Below are 21,387 nucleotides of genomic sequence, written 5' to 3'. Positions count from 1 at the left end.
CGCCCCCTCGAGAGGGGGCGCCGGTCGTTGCCAGGCGGAGTTTAGAAGTCGCCGCGCAGGGTGAACATGTAGCTACGCGGGGTACCGTAGGTGGTGCCGCGGGTCCAGTAGCCCATCGAGTCGAAGTACTTGCGGTCGAACAGGTTCTCGACGTCCACACCGACGGTCCAGTGCTCGTCGAGCTTGTAGGCGGCGCGCGCGTCGAAGATCGCCCGGCCGCTGTTGTAGGCCTCGTTGCCCTTGTCGACGTAGGAGTTCTGCGCCGAGACGCCGCCACCGACGCTCAGGCGGCTCCACTCGCCCGGTAGGGTATAGTTGGTGTTCAGGCGCAGCATGTGTTTCGGCGTTTGCGCGGAGATCGGGCCGCCGTCGGAGGAGCTGGTGGTGTTGTAGGTGTAACCGGCAGCCACCTGCAGGCCCGGCAGCAGTTCACCGCTGGCTTCCGCTTCGAAGCCCTTGCTGCGGTTGATGCCATTGCTGTTGACCCAGCAGCGACCGGCCACGTCGTTCTGGCATTTGCCGTCGTTTTCCCAGTCGCGTGCGGCAACGTCTTCCTGTTCGATGTAGAACACGGCGAAGGACACGTTCAAGCGTTTGTCGAACAGTTCACCCTTGATACCGGTTTCGGAGTTGGTACCCGTGGAGGGGTCCAGCATGCTGCCGGCGGCGGTGCGGTAGTTGGCCTGCGGCTGGAAGATATCAGCGTAGCTGGCATACCAGGACCACTGGTCGTTCAGGTCATAGATCACGCCGGCGAAGGGGGTGAACTCGTGTTTCTGCTCGTTGGTCGTGACCAGATCGCCATCCCAGGCCTCGGTCTTGTACCAGCTCAGGCGCGCACCGAGTACGAAGCTCAGGTCCTCAGTCGCGCGCAGACGCGTGCTGAGGTAGGTGCCGTAACGGGTGTCGATGGTGTCGTCCTTGTAGTCCCAGCCCTGGCGTGCCAGCTTGGGAATGTTGCTGTGACTGGGATCGAATACGTTCAGTGGGATAGGTGTCGGCAGGTATTCGGTACGGTCCTTGTCGTTCATCTTGCGTTTGGACCAGTTGGCGCCCAAGGTCACCTGATGGGTCAGGCCGAAAGCATCGAAGGTACCGTCCAGATGGCCGTCGACGGCGTTGGAGGTAACGTCGAACTTGTGGTAGCTGACATCCTTGACCACCGGCCCGCCGGCTGCGCCGTACTCCAGGGTGTCATCCGCACTCCACTCGATGGCGCTGCGGTTGTAGCCGCCCTCGGAGTGCGACAGCGCCAGCTTGCCGCTCCAGTTGTCGTTGAAGCGGTGGGTGATGTCGCCGAACACCTCGTCCATATCAGTCTGCAGCGTGGCCCAGTCCTGCCCCAGGAAGGTTGAGCGCTTCAGGTGCGGGTTGCTGCCATCGGGATTGTTCGGGATGCCCAGTACGCTGTAGCCGTCGATGCGCGAGGTCTGGCGGCGCAGGCCCAGGCCAACGGTGGTGGCATCGCTCAGGTCGGCTTCGACGATGCCGTACAGCAGCGGCCGCTTGGACTTGGTCACGTCGGTGAAGTAGCCGCGGTCCTCATAGGAGGCGACCATGCGCCCACGCAGGGTGCCTTCGGGGTTGAGACGGCCGCTCGCGTCCAGGTCCAGGCGGTAGTTGTCCCAGGAGCCGGCACGGGTGGTGACGGAAAAGCGTGGATCGGCGGTCGGGCGCTTGCGCACCAGGTTCACCGCGCCACCCGGGTTGCCTGCGCCCACCAGCAGCCCGGAGGCGCCGCGCAGCACTTCGACGCGGTCGAACACCGCCATGTCCGGGGTCATCCAGCCGGTGTAGGCGTACGCCTGGCCGGGCACGCCATCGACCATGTAGCTGTCGTCGGTGAGGTCGAAGCCGCGGGAGCTGAAGTGGTGGTTGCCGTAGCCACGGTTGGCGCGGGTGATACCCGTGGTCTGGGCCATCACCTGGTCCAGCGACACCAGGTTCTTGTCATCCATCAGCTTGCGGGTGACCACGGTTACCGACTGCGGGGTTTCACGCAGGGACTGCGCGGTCTTGCCGATAGTCACCGCGCCGGTGGTGTAGGAGTTGGTACCTTCGGTAGTGGCACCCAGCACCTGGCCGTTGATGGTGGTGGCGTCCAGGGTCATGGCCGAACCGGACTCCGCCGCGCCGCTGATGATCAGGGTGTTGTCCTGCACGCTGTAGCGAATCCCGCTGTTCCTGAGCAGCTCCCCAGCTGCCTGGGTTGGCGAGAAGCGGCCCTTGACCGGGCTGCTGCGCAGGCCCTGGACGGTTTCCGGGCTGAACAGCACCTGCAGGTTGCCCTGGCGTCCCAGCTCTTGCAGGGCGCTGGCCAGCGACTGGGCCGGGATGTCGAAGTCCTGCTCCTGGGCCTGCACCTGGGCGGCCAGCGGCAGGGACAGTGCGAGGCCGAGGGTGGCCATGGCCGGCGAGGAGCGCAGCATCCGACGCAGCATCAGCGCTTTGCTCAAGGGGGTCAGGGTGTTGGCTGGTATTGGCATTTTTATGCTCTGGCTCAAGGTACGCAAAGTAAATGAAAATTATTCCGTTGCGAGTAGGACGCATGCGAATGCCAAAACCGGAAAAATAATTATTGCGGTTGGTAGAGGCGTGACCTGCGACTTCCCTGTGGGCAGGGTTGATTCGGCGTGCGGCAATAGGGGAACGAGCGGTGCGGCGGGGAATTTAAGCGGCGCGGGCGGTGACAGGGTCACCGCCCGCGAGAGGGGCGTCAGGCGGGCAGGGCGGGTTCCTGGTTGCGTTCGACCAGGATTTTGCCGCTGTGCATGCGCACCAGCTGGTCGGCCACCGGGAAGTAGCGGTCGTCGTGGGAGATGACGATGATGGTCTTGCCCTGCTGCTTCAGCTCCGGCAGCAGCTCGGTGTAGAACACCCGGCGGAAGGCCGGGTCCTGGTCGGCGGCCCATTCGTCGAACACCAGCACCGGGCGCTGGTCGAGCCAGGCGTTGATCAGCGCCAGGCGCTTGCGCTGGCCGGTGGACAGGTCGGTGGTGGTGAAGCTGCCGTCGCGGATCCCGACCTTGTGGGCGATGTCCAGGCGCTCGAGGTACTTGGCGGCCTCCGACGGCAGCTCGGCGAGGCCCGGCAGCGGTTCGTCGAACAGGTAGTAGTCGGCGAAGATGGTGGTGAACAGCTGGCGGTAGTCGTCCAGGTGCTGCGGCGTGACCGTCTCGCCGTTGAGGCGCACCTCGCCCTGCTGCGGGGTGTACAGGCCCAGCAGCAGCTTGATCAGGGTGGTCTTGCCGCAGCCGTTCTCGCCGACGATGAAGACGATGTCGCCCTGGCGGATGGTCAGGTCCACCGGGCCCAGGTGGAATGGCTGGCTGCCCTCGACCTGAGGGTAGTCGTAGCGCAGTTGGCGCAGCTCGATGGAGGCGACCTCGGTCACCTGCGGCGTGCGGTCGCTGACCAGCAGGTGCGGCTCGGGCGAGGAGAAACGCTGGGACAGCTCGGCGATGCGGCGCAGGGCGATCTGCGCCCGGCTGATGCTCGGCAGATTGTTGATCAGCTGTTCCAACGGCCCCTTCATGTACAGCATCACCAGCACGAAACCGCCCAGCACGGTGCGGTCGGTGCTCGGCCACAGGGCCTGGAAGGCAATGGCGATGCCGATCACCGCGAAGAACAGCATCGAGCCGAAGGTCTCGGCGCTGACGAAGATGTTCGCCGCGCGGATGTTGGCCTTGCTGATGCGCTCGGTGGCGCCGTGGATCAAGTGGTCGTGCATGTGCTGGCGGCGCTTGCGCTGGATGCGCAGTTCCTTGGCGCCGCCGGAAAGGGCCTGGTAGTGCTTCTGCAACTCGTCCTCGTTGTTGCGCGCGGTGAGGATGTTCTTCATGCCGTAACGGTGGGCGAGGAACTGCGCGCCGGTGCCGATCACCACGGTCAGCACGGTGACCAGCAGGATCTGCCAGGACAGCAGCGCCAGGTAGGACAGGCAGCCGAGGGTGACGGTGAAGGCGATGACCATCGGCGCCACCGACAGGGCGAAGGCGCTGATGGTGCTGACGTCGTTGAGCAGTACCGGAATCAGGCGGTGGGCGCGGTAGCGCTCCAGTTGCGCGATCGGTGCCACCAGCACCTTGGCGGACAGCTCGCGGCGCAGCCGCGCCACCACCTTCTGCCCGACGTAGTTGGTCAGCAGATTCGAGCCGGTGGAGCAGGCCAGGGTCAGCAGGCACAGGCCGCCGAACAGCAGGGCGGTGCGGGTGTCCGGCCCGCCCACGGCGTTCATTGCGCTGTTGATGGTGGCCAGCAGGGCGGTGACGCTCAGGCCGCTGACCACGCCGAGGGCCGCCGAAAGCGCGACCAGCATCCAGAACGGCTTGAGTATCCGCAGGGTTTCCTGGGCGAGGCTGGGGGTCTTGGACGTCATGGAGTCATCTCGTGAGTATTCGTTGGCGCAGGGCGGCGGACCAGGCCCTGATCTTGGTAGACGAGAGGGTTTTGCGCGGATTTAGTGGCGAGGCGGATCCGGCGCCAGGGGCGCCGGAAGTGGGGAGGGCTTAGAGTTCGCGGGCGACGCGGAAACCGATCCAGTCGCCGCGCAGGGTGGAGCTGCGTTCGTTGCGGTTGCCCGAACGGGAGAAGATCGGTGCCTCGGTGTAGTCGTTGCCGCGGATCACCCGGCGGTCCTCGCATTCGCTGCTGTTGGTCTGCGGGCTGCCGTCGGTGGGGGCGCTGGCGTAGCTGTCGACATAGCAGTCGCGGGTCCACTCGTAGACGTTGCCGTGGCCGTCATAGACGCCGAAGGCGTTGGGCGGGAAGCTGCCGACGGGCGAGGTGAATGAGAAACCGTCCGTGGGGCCGTAGGTATTGGCGTGCTTGGAGATCTGGTACTTCTGCTCGTCGTTGTCATCGAGCGGGAAGGGGAACGGCCCGGTACTGCCGCCGCGCACGGCGTACTCGCGCTGGGATTCGCTGAGCACCTTGTAGACCTTGCCGGTCTTCTTCGACAGCCAGGAAGCATAGGCCTCGGCTTCGTGGAAGTTCAGGCACACGGCGGGTTGGCGGTCACCCTGCTGGTAGCGCGGCACACCCGCGATGCATTCGCGGCCCGGGCGGGTGTCGCCGTTGGGAACCTTGTAGCCGCTGGCCTTGAGGTAGGCCTTCCATTCCCCGTTGGTGATCTGGTAGCGGCTGACGGCAAAGGCCTTCTTGAAGGTTACCTGGTGCAGCGGGCCTTCGTCGTCCTGGCGGCCCTTTTCGTCATCCGGAGTGCCCATCATGAAACTGCCGGCGGGCAGCACCACCATTTCCGGGCAGGTCTTGTCGCAGTCGCGGAACACCGTGCCGGGTTTGTGCGCGGGCGCCGCGGCCAGGGCCGGCAGGCTGCAGGCGACCAGCAGGGCGGCCAGGGTGAGGCGGTTCAGGGGTGCGGTCATGGGAAAGCCTTGTTCAGGGTTGCTGGGCGGACAGCGGGAGTTCGTGCTGATGGACGAAATGAACGAGGCGATGTTTAAGCGTGGTTTGTAACAAGTGTTTGGCGGGAGAGGTGTGGCGCCTATGAGATCGAGCGCCACGCGGGCGGCGCTCGATCTCGAGAGCGCTACAAGGCTAGAGTCAAGCGCTAGCGGCTGAACTCAACCCAACTCAAGCCAGATCGGCGCATGGTCCGAAGGTTTTTCCATCCCGCGCAGTTCATAGTCGACCCCGGCGGCCTTGACCCGCGGCAGCAAGCCCTGGGAGGCCATGATCAGGTCGATGCGCAGGCCGCGCTTGGGCTCGTCCTCGAAGCCGCGGCTGCGGTAGTCGAACCAGCTGAAGCGGTCGGCCACTTCCGGGTGCAGGTGGCGGAAGCTGTCGACCAGGCCCCAGCCCTTGAGTCGCTCCATCCACTCGCGCTCCTCGGGCAGGAAGCTGCACTTGCCGGTCTTCAGCCAGCGCTTGGCGTTATCCGCGCCGATGCCGATGTCGCAGTCCTGGGGCGAGATGTTCATGTCGCCCATCACCAGCACCGGCTGGTGGTTCTGGAACTGGCTTTCCAGCAGGGCCTGCAGGTCGCTGTAGAAGCGCTGCTTGGCCGGGAACTTGGTGGGGTGGTCGCGGCTCTCGCCCTGGGGGAAGTAACCGTTCATGACCGTGATCGGCGTGCCGTCGGCATCGGCGAAGGTGCCCCAGATGAAACGGCGCTGGGCGTCCTCTTCATCGCTGGCAAAGCCTTTGAACAACGACAGCGGCGCCTGGCGCGAGAGCAGGGCGACGCCGTAGTGGCCCTTCTGGCCGTGGTAGTGCACGTGGTAGCCGAGCGCCTCGACGTCGGCCAACGGGAACTGATCGTCGCTGACCTTGGTTTCCTGCAGGCCGATCACGTCCGGCTGGTGTTTGTCGATCAGCGCCGCCAGCTGGTGCGGACGGGCGCGCAGGCCATTGATGTTGAACGAGACGATCTTCATGGAAAGATAATCCTGGTAAAAGCCACGGATGCTAGCCGACATCGCCGGCCACGGCCAGCATGGCGCCGCGCGGCGGGCACTGCTAACGTGCTGGAGGAGGTGAACCCAGCGCCGGAATCTGGCTCCAAGGCACTGTACGCCCATTCCAGGAGGACTGCCCGCAATGCCCGACGTCATCGCCGCCCCGGCCCGGACCTGCCTGCTCGACGCCGGCTACGCCCGTGAGGCGCGTTCGCTGCTCTACCATGCCTATCGCCACGAGCCGACCTTCGCCTGGCTGTTCGAGGGCCAGCGCCCCGGCTACGAGCGCCGCCTGCGGGTGATGGTGCGCGAGTGGGTGCGCCAGCACTTCTATCTGCAGCTGCCGGCAATCGGCCTGCTGCTGGAGGACCGCCTGATCGGCCTGGCGCTGATCGTGCCGCCGCAGCGGCGCCTGGGCGTGGCCGACAGCTGGGCCTGGCGCCTGCGCATGATCCTCGGCACCGGCCTGCGCTGCACCCGGCGCTACCTGGACTACCAGGCGGCGCTGGCCGGCTGCCTGCCGGGCGACAATGTTCATGTCCTGCCGCTGCTGGGCGTGCACCCGCAGTTCCAGGGCCAGCACTACGGCGAGCAACTGCTGCAGGCCGTGCACGACTGGTGCGCGGAGGACGCCAGCACCGAGGGCGTGGTGCTGGACACCGGCAATGCGCACTACCTGGCGTTCTACCAGCGCCAGGGCTATGAGGAGATCGGCGAGATCGCGGTGGGGCCGATCAGGGAACGGGTGTTCTTCCATCCCAATCCCTGCTCGTCCAGGGTGGCGAACCTGTGACAGGCGTTTGCCGACAGCCCTCTTGACCCCTTTGCTCTGGTAGCATGCCGCGCATGACGTATTCAGGAAGACTTGGCTGGGGCCTGCTGTTGCTGGCCGCCAGCTCCATGGCATGGGCGCAGAGCGAATTGCTGGTGCGGGTCAAACCCGCCAACAAGGCGCTCAAGTCCAATATCGAAGGGTATATCGGCAGCTTGGGCGAGCGCGACGAAGAAGCGCTGCTGCGCTTCAGCCGGGGCGCCGAGGAGCAGACGCGCAAGGCTGCCCAGGCCCTGGGCTACTACCAGGCGCGGGTCGAGACCGAGGTCAAGCCCGCCAGCGACAAGGACAAACCCGCGCAACTGATCATCCGGGTCGAGCCCGGCGAGCCGGTGCGCCTGCGCAACGTGACCGTGCGCATCGACGGGCCGGCCAGCGAACTCAAGGCCTTTCGCATCCCCGACAGCAAGGCGCTGCGCCCGGGCGAGCAACTCAATCACGGCATTTACGAGGATGCCAAGCGGCTGATCCAGAACCAGGCATCGCGCTACGGCTTCTTCGCCGGCCGTTTCGAGCGCCAGCGGCTGGCGGTGGACCCGCAGGCCGGCGTGGCCGACATCGAGCTGGTCTACCTGAGCGGCCCGCGCTACCGCCTGGGCGCGGTGACCTTCGGCGGCGACGCGCCGCTGGACAACGACCTGCTGCAGCGCATGGTGTCGTTCAAGCCCGGTACCCCCTACGACTCGGAACTGATCGCCGAACTCAACAACGACCTGCAATCGAGCGGCTACTTCGACAGCGTGCGGGTGGACGCCGCGCCCACCGCCGCGGTGGGCGAGGACATCCCGGTGGATGTGCGCCTCGATACCCGCAAGCCGCGTACCCTGGGCCTGGGCCTGGGCTTTTCCACTGACGTCGGGCCGCGCGGCAAGGCCAACTGGACCCGCCACTGGGTCAACCCGCAAGGGCACAGCTATGGTTGGGAAACCGAGCTGTCGGCGCCCCGGCAGAACGTCGGGCTGTGGTACGACATCCCGCTCGACCCGCCACTCACCGACAAGCTGCGCTTCGCCGGCGGCTACCAGAACGAGGATATTTCCGGCACCGACACCTTGAGCAAGCTGCTCACCGTCGGCCCCGAGTGGCACAGCAAGCTGCCCAGTGGCTGGCAGCGTGTGATCTCGCTCAAGTACCAGCGCGAGGAATACCGCCTGGGCGACGACTCGGGCCTGAGCAACCTGCTGATGCCGGGCGTCAGCTTCTCGTACCTGCGCAGCGACAACCGCATCGACCCGCATAACGGCTACCGCCTGCAGTTCGACCTGCAGGCCGCCAAGGAAGGCCTGGGCTCGGACACCAACCTGATCCACGGCAACGTCTTGCTCAAAGGCTTGACCACCCTAGGCCAGAACCATCGCTTCCTCGGTCGCGTGCAGTTCGGCGGCAGCGCCACCAACGGCTACCAGCAGAACATCCCGCCGTCGCTGCGCTTCTTCGCCGGTGGCGACCAGAGCGTGCGCGGCTATGACTACCAGTCGCTGTCGCCGAAGAACAACCAGGGCGACCGCATTGGCGGCCGCTACCTGGTGGCCGGCAGCGCCGAGTACCAGTATTCGATCGCGGAAAAGTGGCGCCTGGCGACCTTCGTCGACCAGGGCAACTCGTTCAACTCGCTGGAATTCCCCAGCCTCAAGACCGGTGTAGGTATCGGTGTGCGCTGGGTGTCGCCGGTCGGTCCGCTGCGCCTTGACCTTGCCCGCGCGCTGGATGATGACGGTGGTTTTCGCTTGCACTTCTCAATGGGGCCCGAGCTGTGATGCGTGTGTTCAAACCGATCCTGCTGGTGCTGGCGGGCCTGCTGCTGCTGATCGTCCTGGCGCTGGGGCTGGTGTTCGGCACCCAGGCGGGCAGCCGCTGGGTGTTGGCGCGGGTGCCGGGGCTCGAGGTCAGCGATTTTACCGGGCGCCTTGGCGGCAGCTGGCAGGCCAGCCTGCTGCGCTGGTCTGCCGGCGACGATCGGGTCGAGTTGCTGGCACCACAACTGGCCTGGTCGCCTGCCTGCCTGCTGCGTGCCACCCTGTGCGTGGAGCGCCTGCAGGCCGAGCGCATCGATATGGACTTCGCGTCGGGTGAAGACCAGCCCGACAGCGGTCCGCTGCAATTGCCTGCGTTGAACCTGCCGCTGGCCATCGAGTTGGGCGAGGTCAAGGTGGGTCAGTTGCGCCTGGATGGCAGCGACCTGCTGGGCGACCTGAGCCTGACCGCGCACTGGACTGTAAGCGGCCTGCGGGTGGACAGCCTGCAACTGCGCCGAGACGATCTGCACCTGGACGTTCAAGGCGACCTGACGCCCCAGGGCGACTGGCCGCTGCAACTGCAGGGCACGCTGCAACTGCCCGCGGTCGATGGCAAGTCGTGGCAGCTGGCCTTGAGCGCCAAGGGCGAGCTGCAGAAGACCCTCGTCATCGAGGCTACCAGCAGTGGTTACCTGGATGCCCGGCTGAACGGCGAGTTGCAGGCCCTGGCAGAACACCTGCCGGCCCGCCTGAGCATCCGCTCGGAGGCCTTCAAGCCGGCCGGCGAGTTGCCCGACACCCTGCAACTGAACCAGCTCAAGCTCGACGCCCAGGGCGATCTGCTCAAGGGTTACCAATTGTCTGGCTCGGCTACTTTGCCCGCCGAGCAAGGGCCGGTGGGCCTGGTGCTGGCCGGGAAGGTGGACGCCAAGGGCGCCCGAATCGATGCGCTGGACCTCAATGCCAGCGACACGCAGCGCCTCAAGCTGCAGGCCAGCGCCGACTGGCAGCAGGGCCTGAGCGCCGACGCCAGCCTCGACTGGCTGGACTTCCCCTGGTTGCGCCTGTATCCGCTGGAGCAGGCGCCCCAGGTCACCCTCAAGCGCTTCAATGCCCAGGTGCAGTACCGCGACGGCAACTACAAAGGCACGTTCAATGGTGATCTGGACGGTCCGGCGGGCGCCTTTAGCCTGGCCAGCCCGTTCGAGGGCGACCTGGGCCAGGTACGCCTGCCGCAACTGCTGCTCAGTGCGGGGCAGGGCAAGGCCGCGGGCAGTGTCGCCCTGCGTTTCGCCGACGCAGTGGCTTGGGATGTCGACCTGCAACTGTCGGCGCTGGATCCTGCCTATTGGCTGGCGGAACTGCCGGGCACCCTGGCCGGCCCGCTGCGCAGTCAGGGCGAACTCAAGCACGAGCAGTTGACGCTCAAGGCGCAACTGGACCTCAAGGGCCGACTACGTGGCCAGCCGGCGCTGGTCAAGGTCGACGCCGAGGGCGCGGGAGAGCACTGGACCCTGGGCAGCCTGGCGGTACAACTGGGTGACAACCGCATCAGCGGCAGCGCCAGCCTGCAGCAGCGTCTGGCTGGGCGCATCGACCTCGATCTGCCGCGTCTGGGCCAGCTCTGGCCGCAGCTGCAAGGGCAGGCCAAGGGTCGCCTGGACCTGGCCGGGACCCTGGCCGCGCCTCAAGGCACTCTGGCCCTGCAGGGGCAGCAACTGGGCCAGGCGGACAACCGTGTGCAGCGCCTGAACCTGGATGCGCGACTGGACAACGCCCAGCGCGGCCAGCTGACGCTCAAGGCCGGTGGGATCCGCCTGGGGGATACCGCCCTGGGCAGCCTCGACGTGCAAGGCAAGGGCGATATCCGCCAGCAGGCCGTGACGCTGGCCCTCGACGGCCCGCAACTCAAGCTCGACCTGGCGCTGGATGGTGCCTTGAGCAAGGGCGACTGGCGTGGCCGCCTGGCCAGCGGGCGCATCCAGGCCGGCGGGCAGGATTGGCAGCTGCAGGCACCGGCGCGCCTGCAACGCCTGGCCAGCGGCCAGCTCGATTTCGGCGCCCACTGCTGGCGTTCCGGGCAGGCCAGCCTGTGCGGCGAGGACCAGCGTCTGGCACCGGAGCCGCGTCTGCGCTACCACCTCAAGCAGTTCCCGCTGGACAGCTTGGCCCAGTGGCTGCCCAAGGACTTCGCCTGGCAGGGTCTGCTCAATGCCGACATCAACCTCGACATCCCCGCCAGCGGGCCCAAGGGCAGTATTCGCATTGATGCCGGCGGCGGCACCTTGCGCGTGCGCGACAAGGACCGCTGGATCGACTTCCCCTACCAGGTGCTACGCCTGGACAGCGCCCTGGCGCCGCGCCGGGTCGACACCCGCGTGGATTTCCGTGGCGAGCGCCTGGGCGAGCTGAACCTGAATGCCCGCATCGACCCGCTGGGCCGCAACAAGCCACTGTCCGGCGACTTCCGCCTGGCCGGGCTCGACCTGTCAGTCATCCGCCCTTTCCTGCCCATGGTCGAGCGCCTGGCCGGCCAGCTCAACGGCAGCGGGCGCCTGTCAGGCAGCCTGCTGGCGCCCCAGGTCAATGGCAACCTGGCCCTGAGCGGCGGCGAAGTCAGTGGCGCGGAGCTGCCGGTCAGCCTCGAGGACCTGTCGCTGCAGGCACTGATCGCCGGCGAGCAGGTGCAGTTGAACGGCAATTGGCGCAGCGGCGCCGCCGGCCGCGGGCAACTGGCCGGCCACCTGAGCTGGGGGCAGGCGCTGGGCGTGGACCTGCGCCTGCAGGGCCAGCAGTTGCCGGTCAGTGTCGAGCCCTACGCGGCGCTGGAAGTGGCGCCCGACCTGACCATCCGCCTGTTGGACGACCGCCTGGCGGTCATCGGCAAGGTGCGGGTGCCCAAGGGCAAGATCACCGTGCGCGAGTTGCCGCCCTCGACGGTCAAGGTCTCGGACGACACGGTAATCGTCGGCCACCAGACCGAGCAGGGCAAGCCGCCGATGGCGGTGGCCATGGACATCGATGTCGAGGTCGGCAGCGAAAAATTGTCGTTCAAGGGCTTCGGCCTCACCGCCAACCTGCTGGGGCATGTGCATATCGGCGACAACCTCGACACCCGCGGCGAACTGAGCCTGGCCGACGGACGCTACCGCGCCTACGGGCAGAAGCTGAGCATCCGTCGTGCGCGCCTGTTGTTCGCCGGGCCTATCGACCAGCCGTACCTCGACATCGAGGCCATCCGCCAGGTCGATGACGTGATTGCCGGTATCCGCCTGAGCGGCAGCGCCGAGCAGCCTACCACCAAGGTGTTCTCGGAGCCGGCGATGAGCCAGGAGCAGGCGCTGTCCTACCTGGTGCTTGGTCGGCCGCTGAACAGCTCCGGCGAGGACAACAACATGCTGGCCGAGGCGGCGCTGGGCCTGGGCCTGATGGGTAGCGCCGGCCTGACCGGGGGCCTGGCCTCGAACCTGGGTATCGACGATTTCCAGCTCGACACCCAAGGCTCGGGCAACAAGACCAGCGTGGTGGCCAGCGGCAACCTCACCGAGCGGCTGAGCCTGCGCTATGGTGTCGGCGTGTTCGAGCCTGCCAACACCATTGCCTTGCGCTACAAGCTCAGCAAGAAGGTCTACCTGGAGGCCGCCAGCGGCCTGGCCAGTTCGCTGGACATCTTCTACAAGCGCGATTTCTAAGCCCGGTGGAGTGCCTGCTCAGCGGGCATGGCACTCCTGGCGCCGAATATTGCCGATCTGTCGCAGGCTCAAACCATACTTGTTGGCCAGCAGGCTGCGCGACAGCCCACTGGCGCTTTCCCTCTGGATCTGCTGGTTGCGCAATTGGCGCTGGAAGTGGTCGGGCTTGGGGATCTCCAGGGCCAGGCCGGCATAGCGCTCGATCAGCGCGTCGAGCGCCGCGGATGGCAGCACATCGGCGAGTTTGCTGCGGTCGCGGTGCTTGGGAATGTACTTGGGGCGTCCGCCGAAAGCACAGGTCAGGCGGTAGGCGCTGTCCAGGCCGACGCACTCGATCAGCGCCTGCAGCGACTGGGGCAGTTGGGTGATGTCGATATTGCTCAGGTCTGGCTTTTCCACGAAATGGTTCCTTCCGTCATGTAGGTTTGGCAGACGCCGAGGCCCGAATGGCTGCGGCGTGGTCGGCCACGGGTGGCGGTCCGAGTGGCGTGGTCCGATTTTCGAACAGCAGTGGAAAGGGTCGCTAGGCGCGAAGCGGACCGGAGCTTGTAGTCGTAGCTGCCTGTTGTTTGCGGGCAACCTGATGTCGCGAAGTAGGAAAGGCCTTCACCCTTTAGCTACAGGCCCCAAACCGTCTAGTGAAGGGGTTCCATGATGGCGTTTTGGGTGGGTGACCCAGGCGTGCATCCAGGGACATTCCCGGGGCTAAGGAGTGAGGAGGGAGGCGCAGGGAAAGGCGGCGGGCAGGAACTTCAGCGGGGGAAAAGCGGGCGAGGTATCATGGCGTCGGCTCCGCTGGAGCCTCATGTCCCCGATGTCGCAAGGAATTACCGATGACCCACGTGCAGCGCCTCAAATACTCGATCCTGATCATCCTGGTGGTCCTGGGGATCATGCTCGGCCTAAGCTACCTGCAGAAGCAGGGCACTATCAGCGAGCAGACGTTCCAGTACATCGCCATCGCCATCGCGGTGGTGGTTGTGGTGATCAACGGGATCCTGCGGCGCAAGGTCAAGCCCTGAGACGGGCGGGCCGGCATATCCTTGCCGGCCATGCGCTCAGCGCGAGGCGGGCTGCTCGAGCACGGCCCGGGCCTGGGGGTTCAGGCTGTAGCACTTGTCGCTGCCCAGGCTGATGACGCCTTCGCTGCACAGGCGCTTGAGCACCTCGCGCACGCTCAGGAACGACAGCGGAATGTCCAGTTGCTCGAGTTGCGCGTGCACGCCGCGCACACCGATGCTGCGGCCATTGCGCCCGGCAGTGTGCAGGGCGTCGATGACCTTCAGGCGGATCAGGCTGGTGCGCAGGCCATAGGCGCGCAGCAGTTCGCGGATCTGTTCGTTGCCCACGCGTTCCTCCTGGGGGACGGCGGCCTGGCCTGGGGCAGGCGGCGCCGATAGCGATTGTTGCGGGTTGTACATGTGAATGCTCCTTTTCGTGGACTGTCCCGAAATCATGGGTGCCTCACATCTAAAGACGAATGAGATCGACAAAACTGCAACCCTCGGTGAAAAAAATCTGACACGCTCTGTTGAGAACGTTGCAGCCTCGTGTCGAACGTAAAATTTTCATCCGGCCATTCGTCTGTTCGGGATGACCCCGATAGCACGAGGAGTGCCTGTGATCCCTCTTCCCCTGTTCCGCCTGGGCCTTGCCGCCGCCCTGGTTGCCTCCAGCCTGGCCGTCCAGGCCCGGGAGGTCGCCGACGAGGCCACCGCGCAGATCCGCCGCACCAGCTTCGGCGTGCCGCATATCCTGGCCAAGGACGAACGCGGCCTGGGCTACGGCATCGGCTACGCCTACGCCCAGGACAACCTGTGCCTGCTGGCTAACGAGGTGCTGACGGTCAATGGCGAGCGTTCACGCTATTTTGGCGGCGACGGCAAAACGGTCGAGCAGCGTGACAACCTGTCCAGCGACCTGTTCTTCACCTGGCTCAACCAACCGGCGGCGGTGGATGCCTTCCTGCAGGCGCAGCCGGTGGCGGTACGCGACCTGCTCGACGGCTATGCCAGCGGCTACAACCGTGCCTTGGGTGAGCGGCGCGCCGAAGGCCTGCCGGCCGAGTGCGGGGCAGGGGACTGGGTGCGGCCAATCAGCAGCCGCGACCTGGTCAAACTGACCCGACGCCTGCTGGCCGAAGGCGGTGTCGGCCAGTTCGTCGAGGCGGTGGTGGCCGCGACTCCGCCGAAGCTGGCGGCGCAACGCCCGACGGTCGACTACAGCGTGGCCCTGGCGCGCCAGGCACAGTTCGCCGCCGAGCGTGGCAGCAACGCGGTGGCGGTGGGCAGCGAGCGTTCGGCCAACGGTCGCGGGCTATTGTTGGCCAACCCGCATTTCCCCTGGATCGGCGGGATGCGCTTCTACCAGATGCAACTGACCATCCCGGGGCAGTTGGATGTGATGGGCGCGGCCCTGCCGGGCCTGCCGGTGGTCAATATCGGTTTCAACCGCCATCTGGCCTGGACCCATACCGTCGATACCTCGAAGCATTTCACCCTCTACCGCCTGCAGCTGGACCCCAAGGACGCGACCCGTTACCTGTATGACGGCCAGTCGCTGCCGCTCGAGCGCCAGCAGCTCAAGGTCACGGTCAAGGGCAAGGACGGCACGCTGAGCGAGGTGGAGCGCACCATCCACCTGTCGAAGTTCGGCCCGGTGGTGCAGTGGCCAGGGCGGCTGGATTGGGACAACCAGGCGGCCTACAGCCTGCGCGACGCCAACCTGGACAATACCCGGGTCCTGCAACAGTGGTACCGGATCAACCGCGCCGATAGCCTGGAGGCGCTCAAGGCTTCGGTGGGGCAGTTGCAGGGTATCCCCTGGGTCAACACCCTGGCGGTGGATGCCGCCGGCCAGGCCCTGTACCTGAACCAGTCGGTGGTGCCCTATGTCGACCAGGCGCTGCTGGCGCAGTGCAGCAATCCGGCGGCTTCCGGCCCGCTGGTGGTGCTCGATGGCTCGCGCAGCGCCTGCCAGTGGAAGGTCGATGATCAAGCGGCACAGCCGGGGATCTTCCCGGCGAGCCTGCTGCCGAACCTGGAGCGGCGCGACTATGTGCAGCATGCCAACGATTCGGCGTGGATGGCCAACCCGGCCCAGCCACTGACCGGCTTCTCGCCGCTGGTCAGCCGTGCCGACCAGCCCCTGGGCATGCGCAGCCGCTTTGCCCTGCAGCGCCTGCAGGGCAAGGACAAGCTGGGTGTCGCCGAGCTGCGGCGCATGGTGTTTGACGACGAGGTGTACCAGGCCAGCCTGCTGCTGCCAGACCTGCTGCAGTGGTGCAAGGGCGTTGAGGCGGACCTTGAGTCAGTGTGCGCCAGCTTGCGGGACTGGAATGGCAAGGCCGACCTGGACAGCGGAATCGGGCTGGTCCACTTCATCAATATCGCCGGTGCGTTGGCCGAACACCCGCAAAGCTGGCGCGTGCCATTCGATCCGGCCGATCCGCAGCACACGCCTCGTGGCCTGGCGGTGGAGCAGGCCGCGGTAGGCAAGCTGCTGCGCGAGGCGGCGCTGGCGTCACTGGAGCAGGTTGGCGAGGCAGGTATCGCCGCCGACCAGCGCTGGGGGCAGATCCAGCAGGCCGTCGATGGCACGCCGGTACCCGGTGGTCCGCAGGCCCTGGGGGTCTACAACGCGATGGTCAGTGTGCCGGTGGGGCCGGGCAAGCGCCTGGTGGTCAGTGGCTCGAGCTATCTGCAGGTGGTCAGCTTCACCGAGCAAGGGCCACAGGCTCAGGGATTGCTGGCGTTCTCGCTGTCGAGCGAAAAGGCGTCGGAGCATGCCGCCGACCAGACGCGGGCTTTCGCGGCCAAGCAACTGGCGCTGATCCCGTTTACCGAGGCGCAAATCAAGGCTGATCCGCAGTATCGGCGGTATGTGATCAGTGAGCGGGATAAAGGGCGGGTGGTCAGCGCCCAGTGATCAGGCGTCAGATGATGTAGGAGCGGCCTCGTGCCGCGAAAGGGCTGCAAAGCAGCCCCGGCGATCGTTGCATAATCGCTGAAATCGGGGGCCGCTGTGCGGCCCTTTCGCGGCACGAGGCCGCTCCTACAGGGGGGCGCGTCTGTCGTTCAGGAAAACTCGAACGGCGCCAGCTGGAAGCCCTGTTCGTCCACCTGCAACGCCCAGCCCCGACGATCCCAATCCCCCAGCACGATACGCCGCGCCGGCTGGCCGTCGACCACCAGCTTGTGCAGCGCCGGCCGGTGGGTGTGGCCGTGGACCAGGGTGCGCACGCCATGGGCGGCCATCACCTTGGGCACTTCCTCGGGGGTGACATCGACGATCTCGGTGCTCTTCATGCGCACCTGCGTGCTGCTTTCGCTACGCAGCTTGCGCGCCAGCTTCTGCCGCGTGCCCAGCGGCAGGTGCCGCAGGATCCACAGGGTCAGCGGGTTGCGCAGGTAACGGCGCAGCTTCATGTAGGCCACGTCGCGGGTGCACAGGGTGTCGCCGTGCATCAGCAGCACCGCCTCGCCCCCCAGTTCGACCACGCTGGGGTCGGCCAGCAGGGTGCAGCCAGCGGCGTCGCAGAACGCCTGGCCGATGAGGAAGTCGCGATTACCGTGCATCAGGTAGATCGCCGTGCCGCTGTCGCTCAGCCGGCGCAGGGCCTGGCAGATCGACTGCTGGAACGGCGTCATCGCATCGTCGCCGATCCAGGCCTCGAAAAAGTCGCCGAGGATGTACAGCGCCTTGGCGTGGCGGGCGCGGCCGTCGAGCAGATCAAGAAACGCCCGGGTGATGTCCGGGCGTTCTTCTTGCAGGTGCAGATCGGAGATCAGCAGTATCACTCAATGATCTCGGCTTTCTCGATGATCACGTCTTCTTTCGGTACATCCTGGTGGCCAGACTTGGAACCGGTGGCGACCTTTTCGATGGCGTCGACAACCTCGGTACCTTCGGTCACTTTACCGAACACTGCGTAGCCCCAGCCCTGGACATTCTTGCCGCTGTGGTTGAGGAAGTCGTTGTTCGAGGCGTTGATGAAGAACTGCGCCGACGCCGAGTGCGGCTCCATGGTACGGGCCATGGCGATGGTGTACTTGTCGTTCTTCAGGCCGTTGTCGGCTTCGTTCTGGATGCTGGCACGCTTGTCACGTTTTTCGTTCATGCCTGGCTCGAAACCGCCGCCCTGGATCATGAAGCCCTTGATCACACGGTGGAACACGACGTTGCTGTAGTGCCCGGCCTTCACATATTCGAGGAAGTTGGCCACGGTGATCGGGGCTTTTTCGTCATTCAGTTCAATGACGATATCGCCGTGGTTGGTGCTCAGTTTGACTTTGGACATGCTGAAATTCGCTCTTTCAAGGCATTCGGGAAATAGGGTGCGCGGTGCGCTCGGATGACCTGACGCAGGAGCAGGCCGCCGCGGCACACGCCACTGGGGCGCCATTGTGCCGGATTGTAGACCGCTGCGGCGACAAAACGCGCCACTTTGTCGGTGCTCCGGCTGTCAGCAGCTTGACTGCTTCGGCTATGATAGGCGCTTTGATTCAATCGGCCTACCCGGGCCGGCTACCTGCATTCAAGGACACTATGAGCAAGCCCACTGCCGACAACGCGCCAAACGCCGCTGCCAAAGGCGCACCCGCCGTCCCTGTGAACTTCCTGCGGCCGATCGTCCAGGCCGACCTGGACTCGGGCAAGCACCAGAGCATCGTCACCCGTTTCCCGCCGGAGCCCAACGGTTACCTGCACATCGGCCACGCCAAGTCGATCTGCGTCAACTTCGGCCTGGCCAAGGAGTTCGGCGGCGCCTGCCACCTGCGTTTCGACGACACCAACCCGGCCAAGGAAGACCAGGAGTACATCGACTCCATCCAGCGTGACGTCAAATGGCTGGGCTTCGAGTGGGCAGGCCCGGTGCGCTATGCCTCGGACTACTTCGAGCAGCTGCACGCCTGGGCCGTGGAGCTGATCAAGTCGGGTAACGCCTATGTCTGCGACCTGACCCCCGAGCAGGCCAAGGAATACCGCGGCAGCCTGACCGAGGCGGGCAAGAACAGCCCGTTCCGCGAGCGCAGCGTCGAGGAGAATCTTGACCTGTTCGCGCGCATGAAGGCCGGCGAGTTCAAGGACGGCGAACGCGTGTTGCGCGCCAAGATCGACATGGCCTCGCCGAACATGAACCTGCGCGACCCGATCCTGTACCGCATCCGCCATGCCCACCACCACCAGACCGGTGACAAGTGGTGCATTTACCCCAACTACGACTTCACCCACGGTCAGTCGGACGCCATCGAAGGCATCACCCACTCGATCTGCACCCTGGAGTTCGAAAGCCACCGTCCGCTGTACGACTGGTTCCTCGACAAGCTGCCGGTGCCGGCGCACCCGCGCCAGTACGAGTTCAGCCGCCTGAACCTGAACTACACCATCACCTCCAAGCGCAAGCTCAAGCAGCTGGTGGACGAAGGTCACGTCGAGGCCTGGGACGATCCGCGCATGTCGACCCTGTCGGGCTACCGCCGCCGCGGTTACACCCCGGCGTCGATCCGCAACTTCTGCGAGATGATCGGCACCAACCGCTCCGACGGCGTGGTCGACATGGCGATGCTCGAATTCAGCATCCGCGACGACCTTGACCGCACCGCGCCACGCGCCATGTGCGTGCTGCGCCCACTGAAAGTCGTGATCACCAACTACCCAGAGGGCCAGGTCGAGCAGCTCGAACTGCCGCGCCATCCGAAGGAAGACATGGGCGTGCGCGTGCTGCCGTTCGCACGCGAGCTGTACATCGACCGCGACGACTTCATGGAAGAGCCGCCAAAGGGCTACAAGCGCCTGGAGCCGGCCGGTGAAGTGCGCCTGCGTGGCAGCTACGTGATCCGCGCCGACGAGGCGATCAAGGATGCCGACGGCAACATCGTCGAACTGCGCTGCTCGTACGATCCGGACACCCTGGGCAAGAACCCCGAAGGCCGCAAGGTCAAGGGCGTGATCCACTGGGTGCCGGCGCAAGGCAGCGTCGAGTGCGATGTGCGTCTGTACGACCGCCTGTTCCGCTCCGCCAACCCGGAGAAGACCGAAGACGGCGGCAGCTTCCTCGACAACATCAACCCCGATTCGCTGCAGGTGCTCAGCGGTTGTCGCGCGGAACCTTCCCTGGGCCAGGCCCAGCCAGAAGACCGCTTCCAGTTCGAGCGCGAAGGCTACTTCTGCGCCGACCTGAAAGACTCCCAGCCGGGTCGCCCGGTATTCAACCGGACCGTGACCCTGCGCGATTCGTGGGGCAGCTGAGGAACCTTCGTGCTTACCATCTACAACACGCTGAGCAAAACCAAGGAAGTTTTCAAGCCGCTGGACGGCAACAAGGTGCGCATGTACGTGTGCGGCATGACCGTGTACGACTACTGCCACCTGGGCCACGGCCGCAGCATGGTGGCCTTCGACCTGGTCACCCGCTGGCTGCGCAAGAGCGGTTATGAGCTGACCTATGTGCGCAACATCACCGACATCGACGACAAGATCATCAACCGGGCCAACGAGAACGGCGAGTCGTTCGACGCGCTGACCGCCCGCATGATCGACGCGATGCACGAGGACGAGCGCCGCCTGAGCATCCTGCCGCCGGACCAGGAGCCGCGTGCCACTGACCATATCCCCGGCATGCACGCGATGATCCAGACCCTGATCGACAAGGGCTATGCCTACGCGCCGGGCAACGGCGACGTGTACTACCGGGTCGGCAAGTTCGTCGGCTACGGCAAGCTGTCGCGCAAGAAGATCGAAGACCTGCGCATCGGCGCCCGCATCGAGGTCGATGAGGCCAAGCAGGACCCGCTGGACTTCGTCCTGTGGAAGGGCGTCAAGCCGGGCGAGCCTTACTGGGATTCGCCGTGGGGGCCGGGCCGTCCGGGCTGGCACATCGAGTGCTCGGTGATGTCCACCTGCTGCCTGGGCGAGAGCTTCGACATCCATGGTGGCGGCAGCGACCTGGAGTTCCCGCACCACGAGAACGAGATCGCCCAGAGCGAGGCGGCCACCGGCAAGCAGTACGCCAACGCCTGGATGCACTGCGGCATGATCCGCATCAATGGCGAGAAGATGTCCAAATCGTTGAACAACTTCTTCACCATCCGCGACGTGCTCGACAAGTACCACCCGGAAGTGGTGCGCTACCTGCTGGTGGCCAGCCACTACCGCAGCGCGATCAACTACTCCGAGGACAGCCTGCGCGACGCTAAGGGCGCGCTCGAGCGCTTCTACCACGCGCTGCGCGGTTTGCCGCGGGTCGCGGCCAAGGGTGGCGAGGCGTTCGTCGAGCGTTTCACCGTGGCGATGAACGACGACTTCGGCACGCCGGAAGCCTGCGCCGTGCTGTTCGACCTGGTGCGCGAGATCAACCGCCTGCGCGACAGCGACCCCGCGGCCGCCGCCGGCCTGGCGGGTCGCCTGCGCGAGCTGGGGGATGTGCTGGGCGTGCTGCAGCTGGAAGCCGATGACTTCCTGCGTGCCGGCGCCGAGGGCAAGGTCGATGCCGCCGAAGTAGAGGCGCTGATCCAGGCGCGTCTGCAGGCGCGCACCGACAAGAACTGGGCCGAGTCCGACCGCATCCGCGACCAGCTGACCGCCATGGGCGTGGTGCTGGAAGACAGCAAGGGCACCACTACCTGGCGCCTGGCTGACTGATCGGCGCCACTGGGGCTGCTGCGCAGCCCTTTCCGGCCGGGGGGTGGCCGCGCCGCGCCCCC

The 21,387-nt window shown here is 65.8% G+C and carries 15 protein-coding genes; 7 read left to right on the top strand and 8 right to left on the bottom strand.

What is annotated here, in order from left to right; genetic code table 11:
* Positions 1-41: 41 nt before the first annotated feature.
* The 4 genes from V0R62_RS02745 to xthA all read right to left on the bottom strand — a co-directional run bounded on the left by V0R62_RS02745 (position 42) and on the right by xthA (position 6,401).
* Complete coding sequence (locus V0R62_RS02745; RefSeq protein ID WP_330102631.1) at positions 42-2,486, bottom strand: TonB-dependent siderophore receptor; 2,445 nt, start codon at positions 2,484-2,486, stop codon at positions 42-44.
* Between the two features lie 230 nt (positions 2,487-2,716).
* On the bottom strand, positions 2,717-4,381 hold the full coding sequence (locus tag V0R62_RS02740; RefSeq protein ID WP_330102630.1) for a cyclic peptide export ABC transporter: 1,665 nt from the start codon (positions 4,379-4,381) through the stop codon (positions 2,717-2,719).
* Between the two features lie 130 nt (positions 4,382-4,511).
* Positions 4,512-5,390, bottom strand: a complete 879-nt coding sequence (locus tag V0R62_RS02735) for a formylglycine-generating enzyme family protein (protein WP_330102629.1) — start codon at positions 5,388-5,390, stop codon at positions 4,512-4,514.
* A gap of 198 nt (positions 5,391-5,588) precedes the next feature.
* Entirely contained in the window at positions 5,589-6,401 is an 813-nt protein-coding gene (gene xthA, locus V0R62_RS02730; protein ID WP_330102628.1) for an exodeoxyribonuclease III, read from the bottom strand.
* Between the two features lie 163 nt (positions 6,402-6,564).
* On the opposite strand from xthA, the gene V0R62_RS02725 reads away from it, so the two are divergent.
* Genes V0R62_RS02725 through V0R62_RS02715 form a run of 3 tightly spaced genes read left to right on the top strand, consistent with a single transcriptional unit; the run spans position 6,565 to position 12,682 of the window.
* Positions 6,565-7,215, top strand: a complete 651-nt coding sequence (locus tag V0R62_RS02725; RefSeq protein ID WP_330102627.1) for a GNAT family N-acetyltransferase — start codon at positions 6,565-6,567, stop codon at positions 7,213-7,215.
* A 53-nt stretch (positions 7,216-7,268) separates the two neighbouring features.
* On the top strand, positions 7,269-9,011 hold the full coding sequence (locus V0R62_RS02720) for an autotransporter assembly complex protein TamA (RefSeq protein ID WP_330102626.1): 1,743 nt from the start codon (positions 7,269-7,271) through the stop codon (positions 9,009-9,011).
* Entirely contained in the window at positions 9,008-12,682 is a 3,675-nt protein-coding gene (locus tag V0R62_RS02715) for a translocation/assembly module TamB domain-containing protein (RefSeq protein ID WP_408005622.1), read from the top strand. The genes V0R62_RS02720 and V0R62_RS02715 overlap by 4 nt, the downstream gene beginning before the upstream one ends.
* Positions 12,683-12,700: 18 nt before the next feature.
* Here the strand turns inward: V0R62_RS02715 and V0R62_RS02710 are convergent, their stop codons facing one another.
* Positions 12,701-13,081 carry a Mor transcription activator family protein gene (locus tag V0R62_RS02710; RefSeq protein ID WP_330102624.1) on the bottom strand — a complete coding sequence of 127 codons (381 nt, stop codon included), beginning with the start codon at positions 13,079-13,081 and terminating at the stop codon, positions 12,701-12,703.
* A gap of 434 nt (positions 13,082-13,515) precedes the next feature.
* Here V0R62_RS02710 and V0R62_RS02705 point away from each other — a divergent pair, with 434 nt between their 5' ends.
* Positions 13,516-13,704 carry a hypothetical protein gene (locus V0R62_RS02705; RefSeq protein ID WP_011533313.1) on the top strand — a complete coding sequence of 63 codons (189 nt, stop codon included), beginning with the start codon at positions 13,516-13,518 and terminating at the stop codon, positions 13,702-13,704.
* 36 nt (positions 13,705-13,740) lie between these two features.
* Here V0R62_RS02705 and V0R62_RS02700 read toward each other — a convergent pair whose 3' ends face one another.
* Positions 13,741-14,103 carry a fe2+ zn2+ uptake regulation protein gene (locus V0R62_RS02700; protein ID WP_330102623.1) on the bottom strand — a complete coding sequence of 121 codons (363 nt, stop codon included), beginning with the start codon at positions 14,101-14,103 and terminating at the stop codon, positions 13,741-13,743.
* Positions 14,104-14,302: 199 nt separating this feature from the next.
* Here V0R62_RS02700 and pvdQ point away from each other — a divergent pair, with 199 nt between their 5' ends.
* Positions 14,303-16,609, top strand: a complete 2,307-nt coding sequence (gene pvdQ, locus V0R62_RS02695; protein ID WP_408005621.1) for a bifunctional acylase PvdQ — start codon at positions 14,303-14,305, stop codon at positions 16,607-16,609.
* 149 nt (positions 16,610-16,758) lie between these two features.
* On the opposite strand, the gene V0R62_RS02690 is transcribed toward pvdQ, so the two are convergent.
* Positions 16,759-17,481: a UDP-2,3-diacylglucosamine diphosphatase gene (locus V0R62_RS02690; protein ID WP_096049958.1), complete on the bottom strand. Its 723-nt coding sequence runs from the start codon at positions 17,479-17,481 to the stop codon at positions 16,759-16,761.
* The gene (locus tag V0R62_RS02685; RefSeq protein WP_110699387.1) at positions 17,478-17,981 is read right to left on the bottom strand and encodes a peptidylprolyl isomerase; all 504 of its coding nucleotides are present in this window, start codon (positions 17,979-17,981) and stop codon (positions 17,478-17,480) included. Before V0R62_RS02685 ends, V0R62_RS02690 begins: the two co-directional genes overlap by 4 nt.
* A 248-nt stretch (positions 17,982-18,229) precedes the next feature.
* Here V0R62_RS02685 and V0R62_RS02680 point away from each other — a divergent pair, with 248 nt between their 5' ends.
* Positions 18,230-19,933 carry a glutamine--tRNA ligase/YqeY domain fusion protein gene (locus V0R62_RS02680; RefSeq protein ID WP_330102622.1) on the top strand — a complete coding sequence of 568 codons (1,704 nt, stop codon included), beginning with the start codon at positions 18,230-18,232 and terminating at the stop codon, positions 19,931-19,933.
* Positions 19,934-19,942: 9 nt separating this feature from the next.
* Positions 19,943-21,325, top strand: coding sequence for a cysteine--tRNA ligase (gene cysS / locus V0R62_RS02675; protein ID WP_330102621.1), 1,383 nt, complete (start codon positions 19,943-19,945; stop codon positions 21,323-21,325).
* Positions 21,326-21,387: the final 62 nt, after the last annotated feature.

The organism is Pseudomonas carassii, assembly GCF_036324045.1.
GTDB lineage: Bacteria > Pseudomonadota > Gammaproteobacteria > Pseudomonadales > Pseudomonadaceae > Aquipseudomonas > Aquipseudomonas peradeniyensis.
Note: the sequence above shows the minus strand (reverse complement) of the source record. Positions and strands in the feature narration are given on the sequence as shown.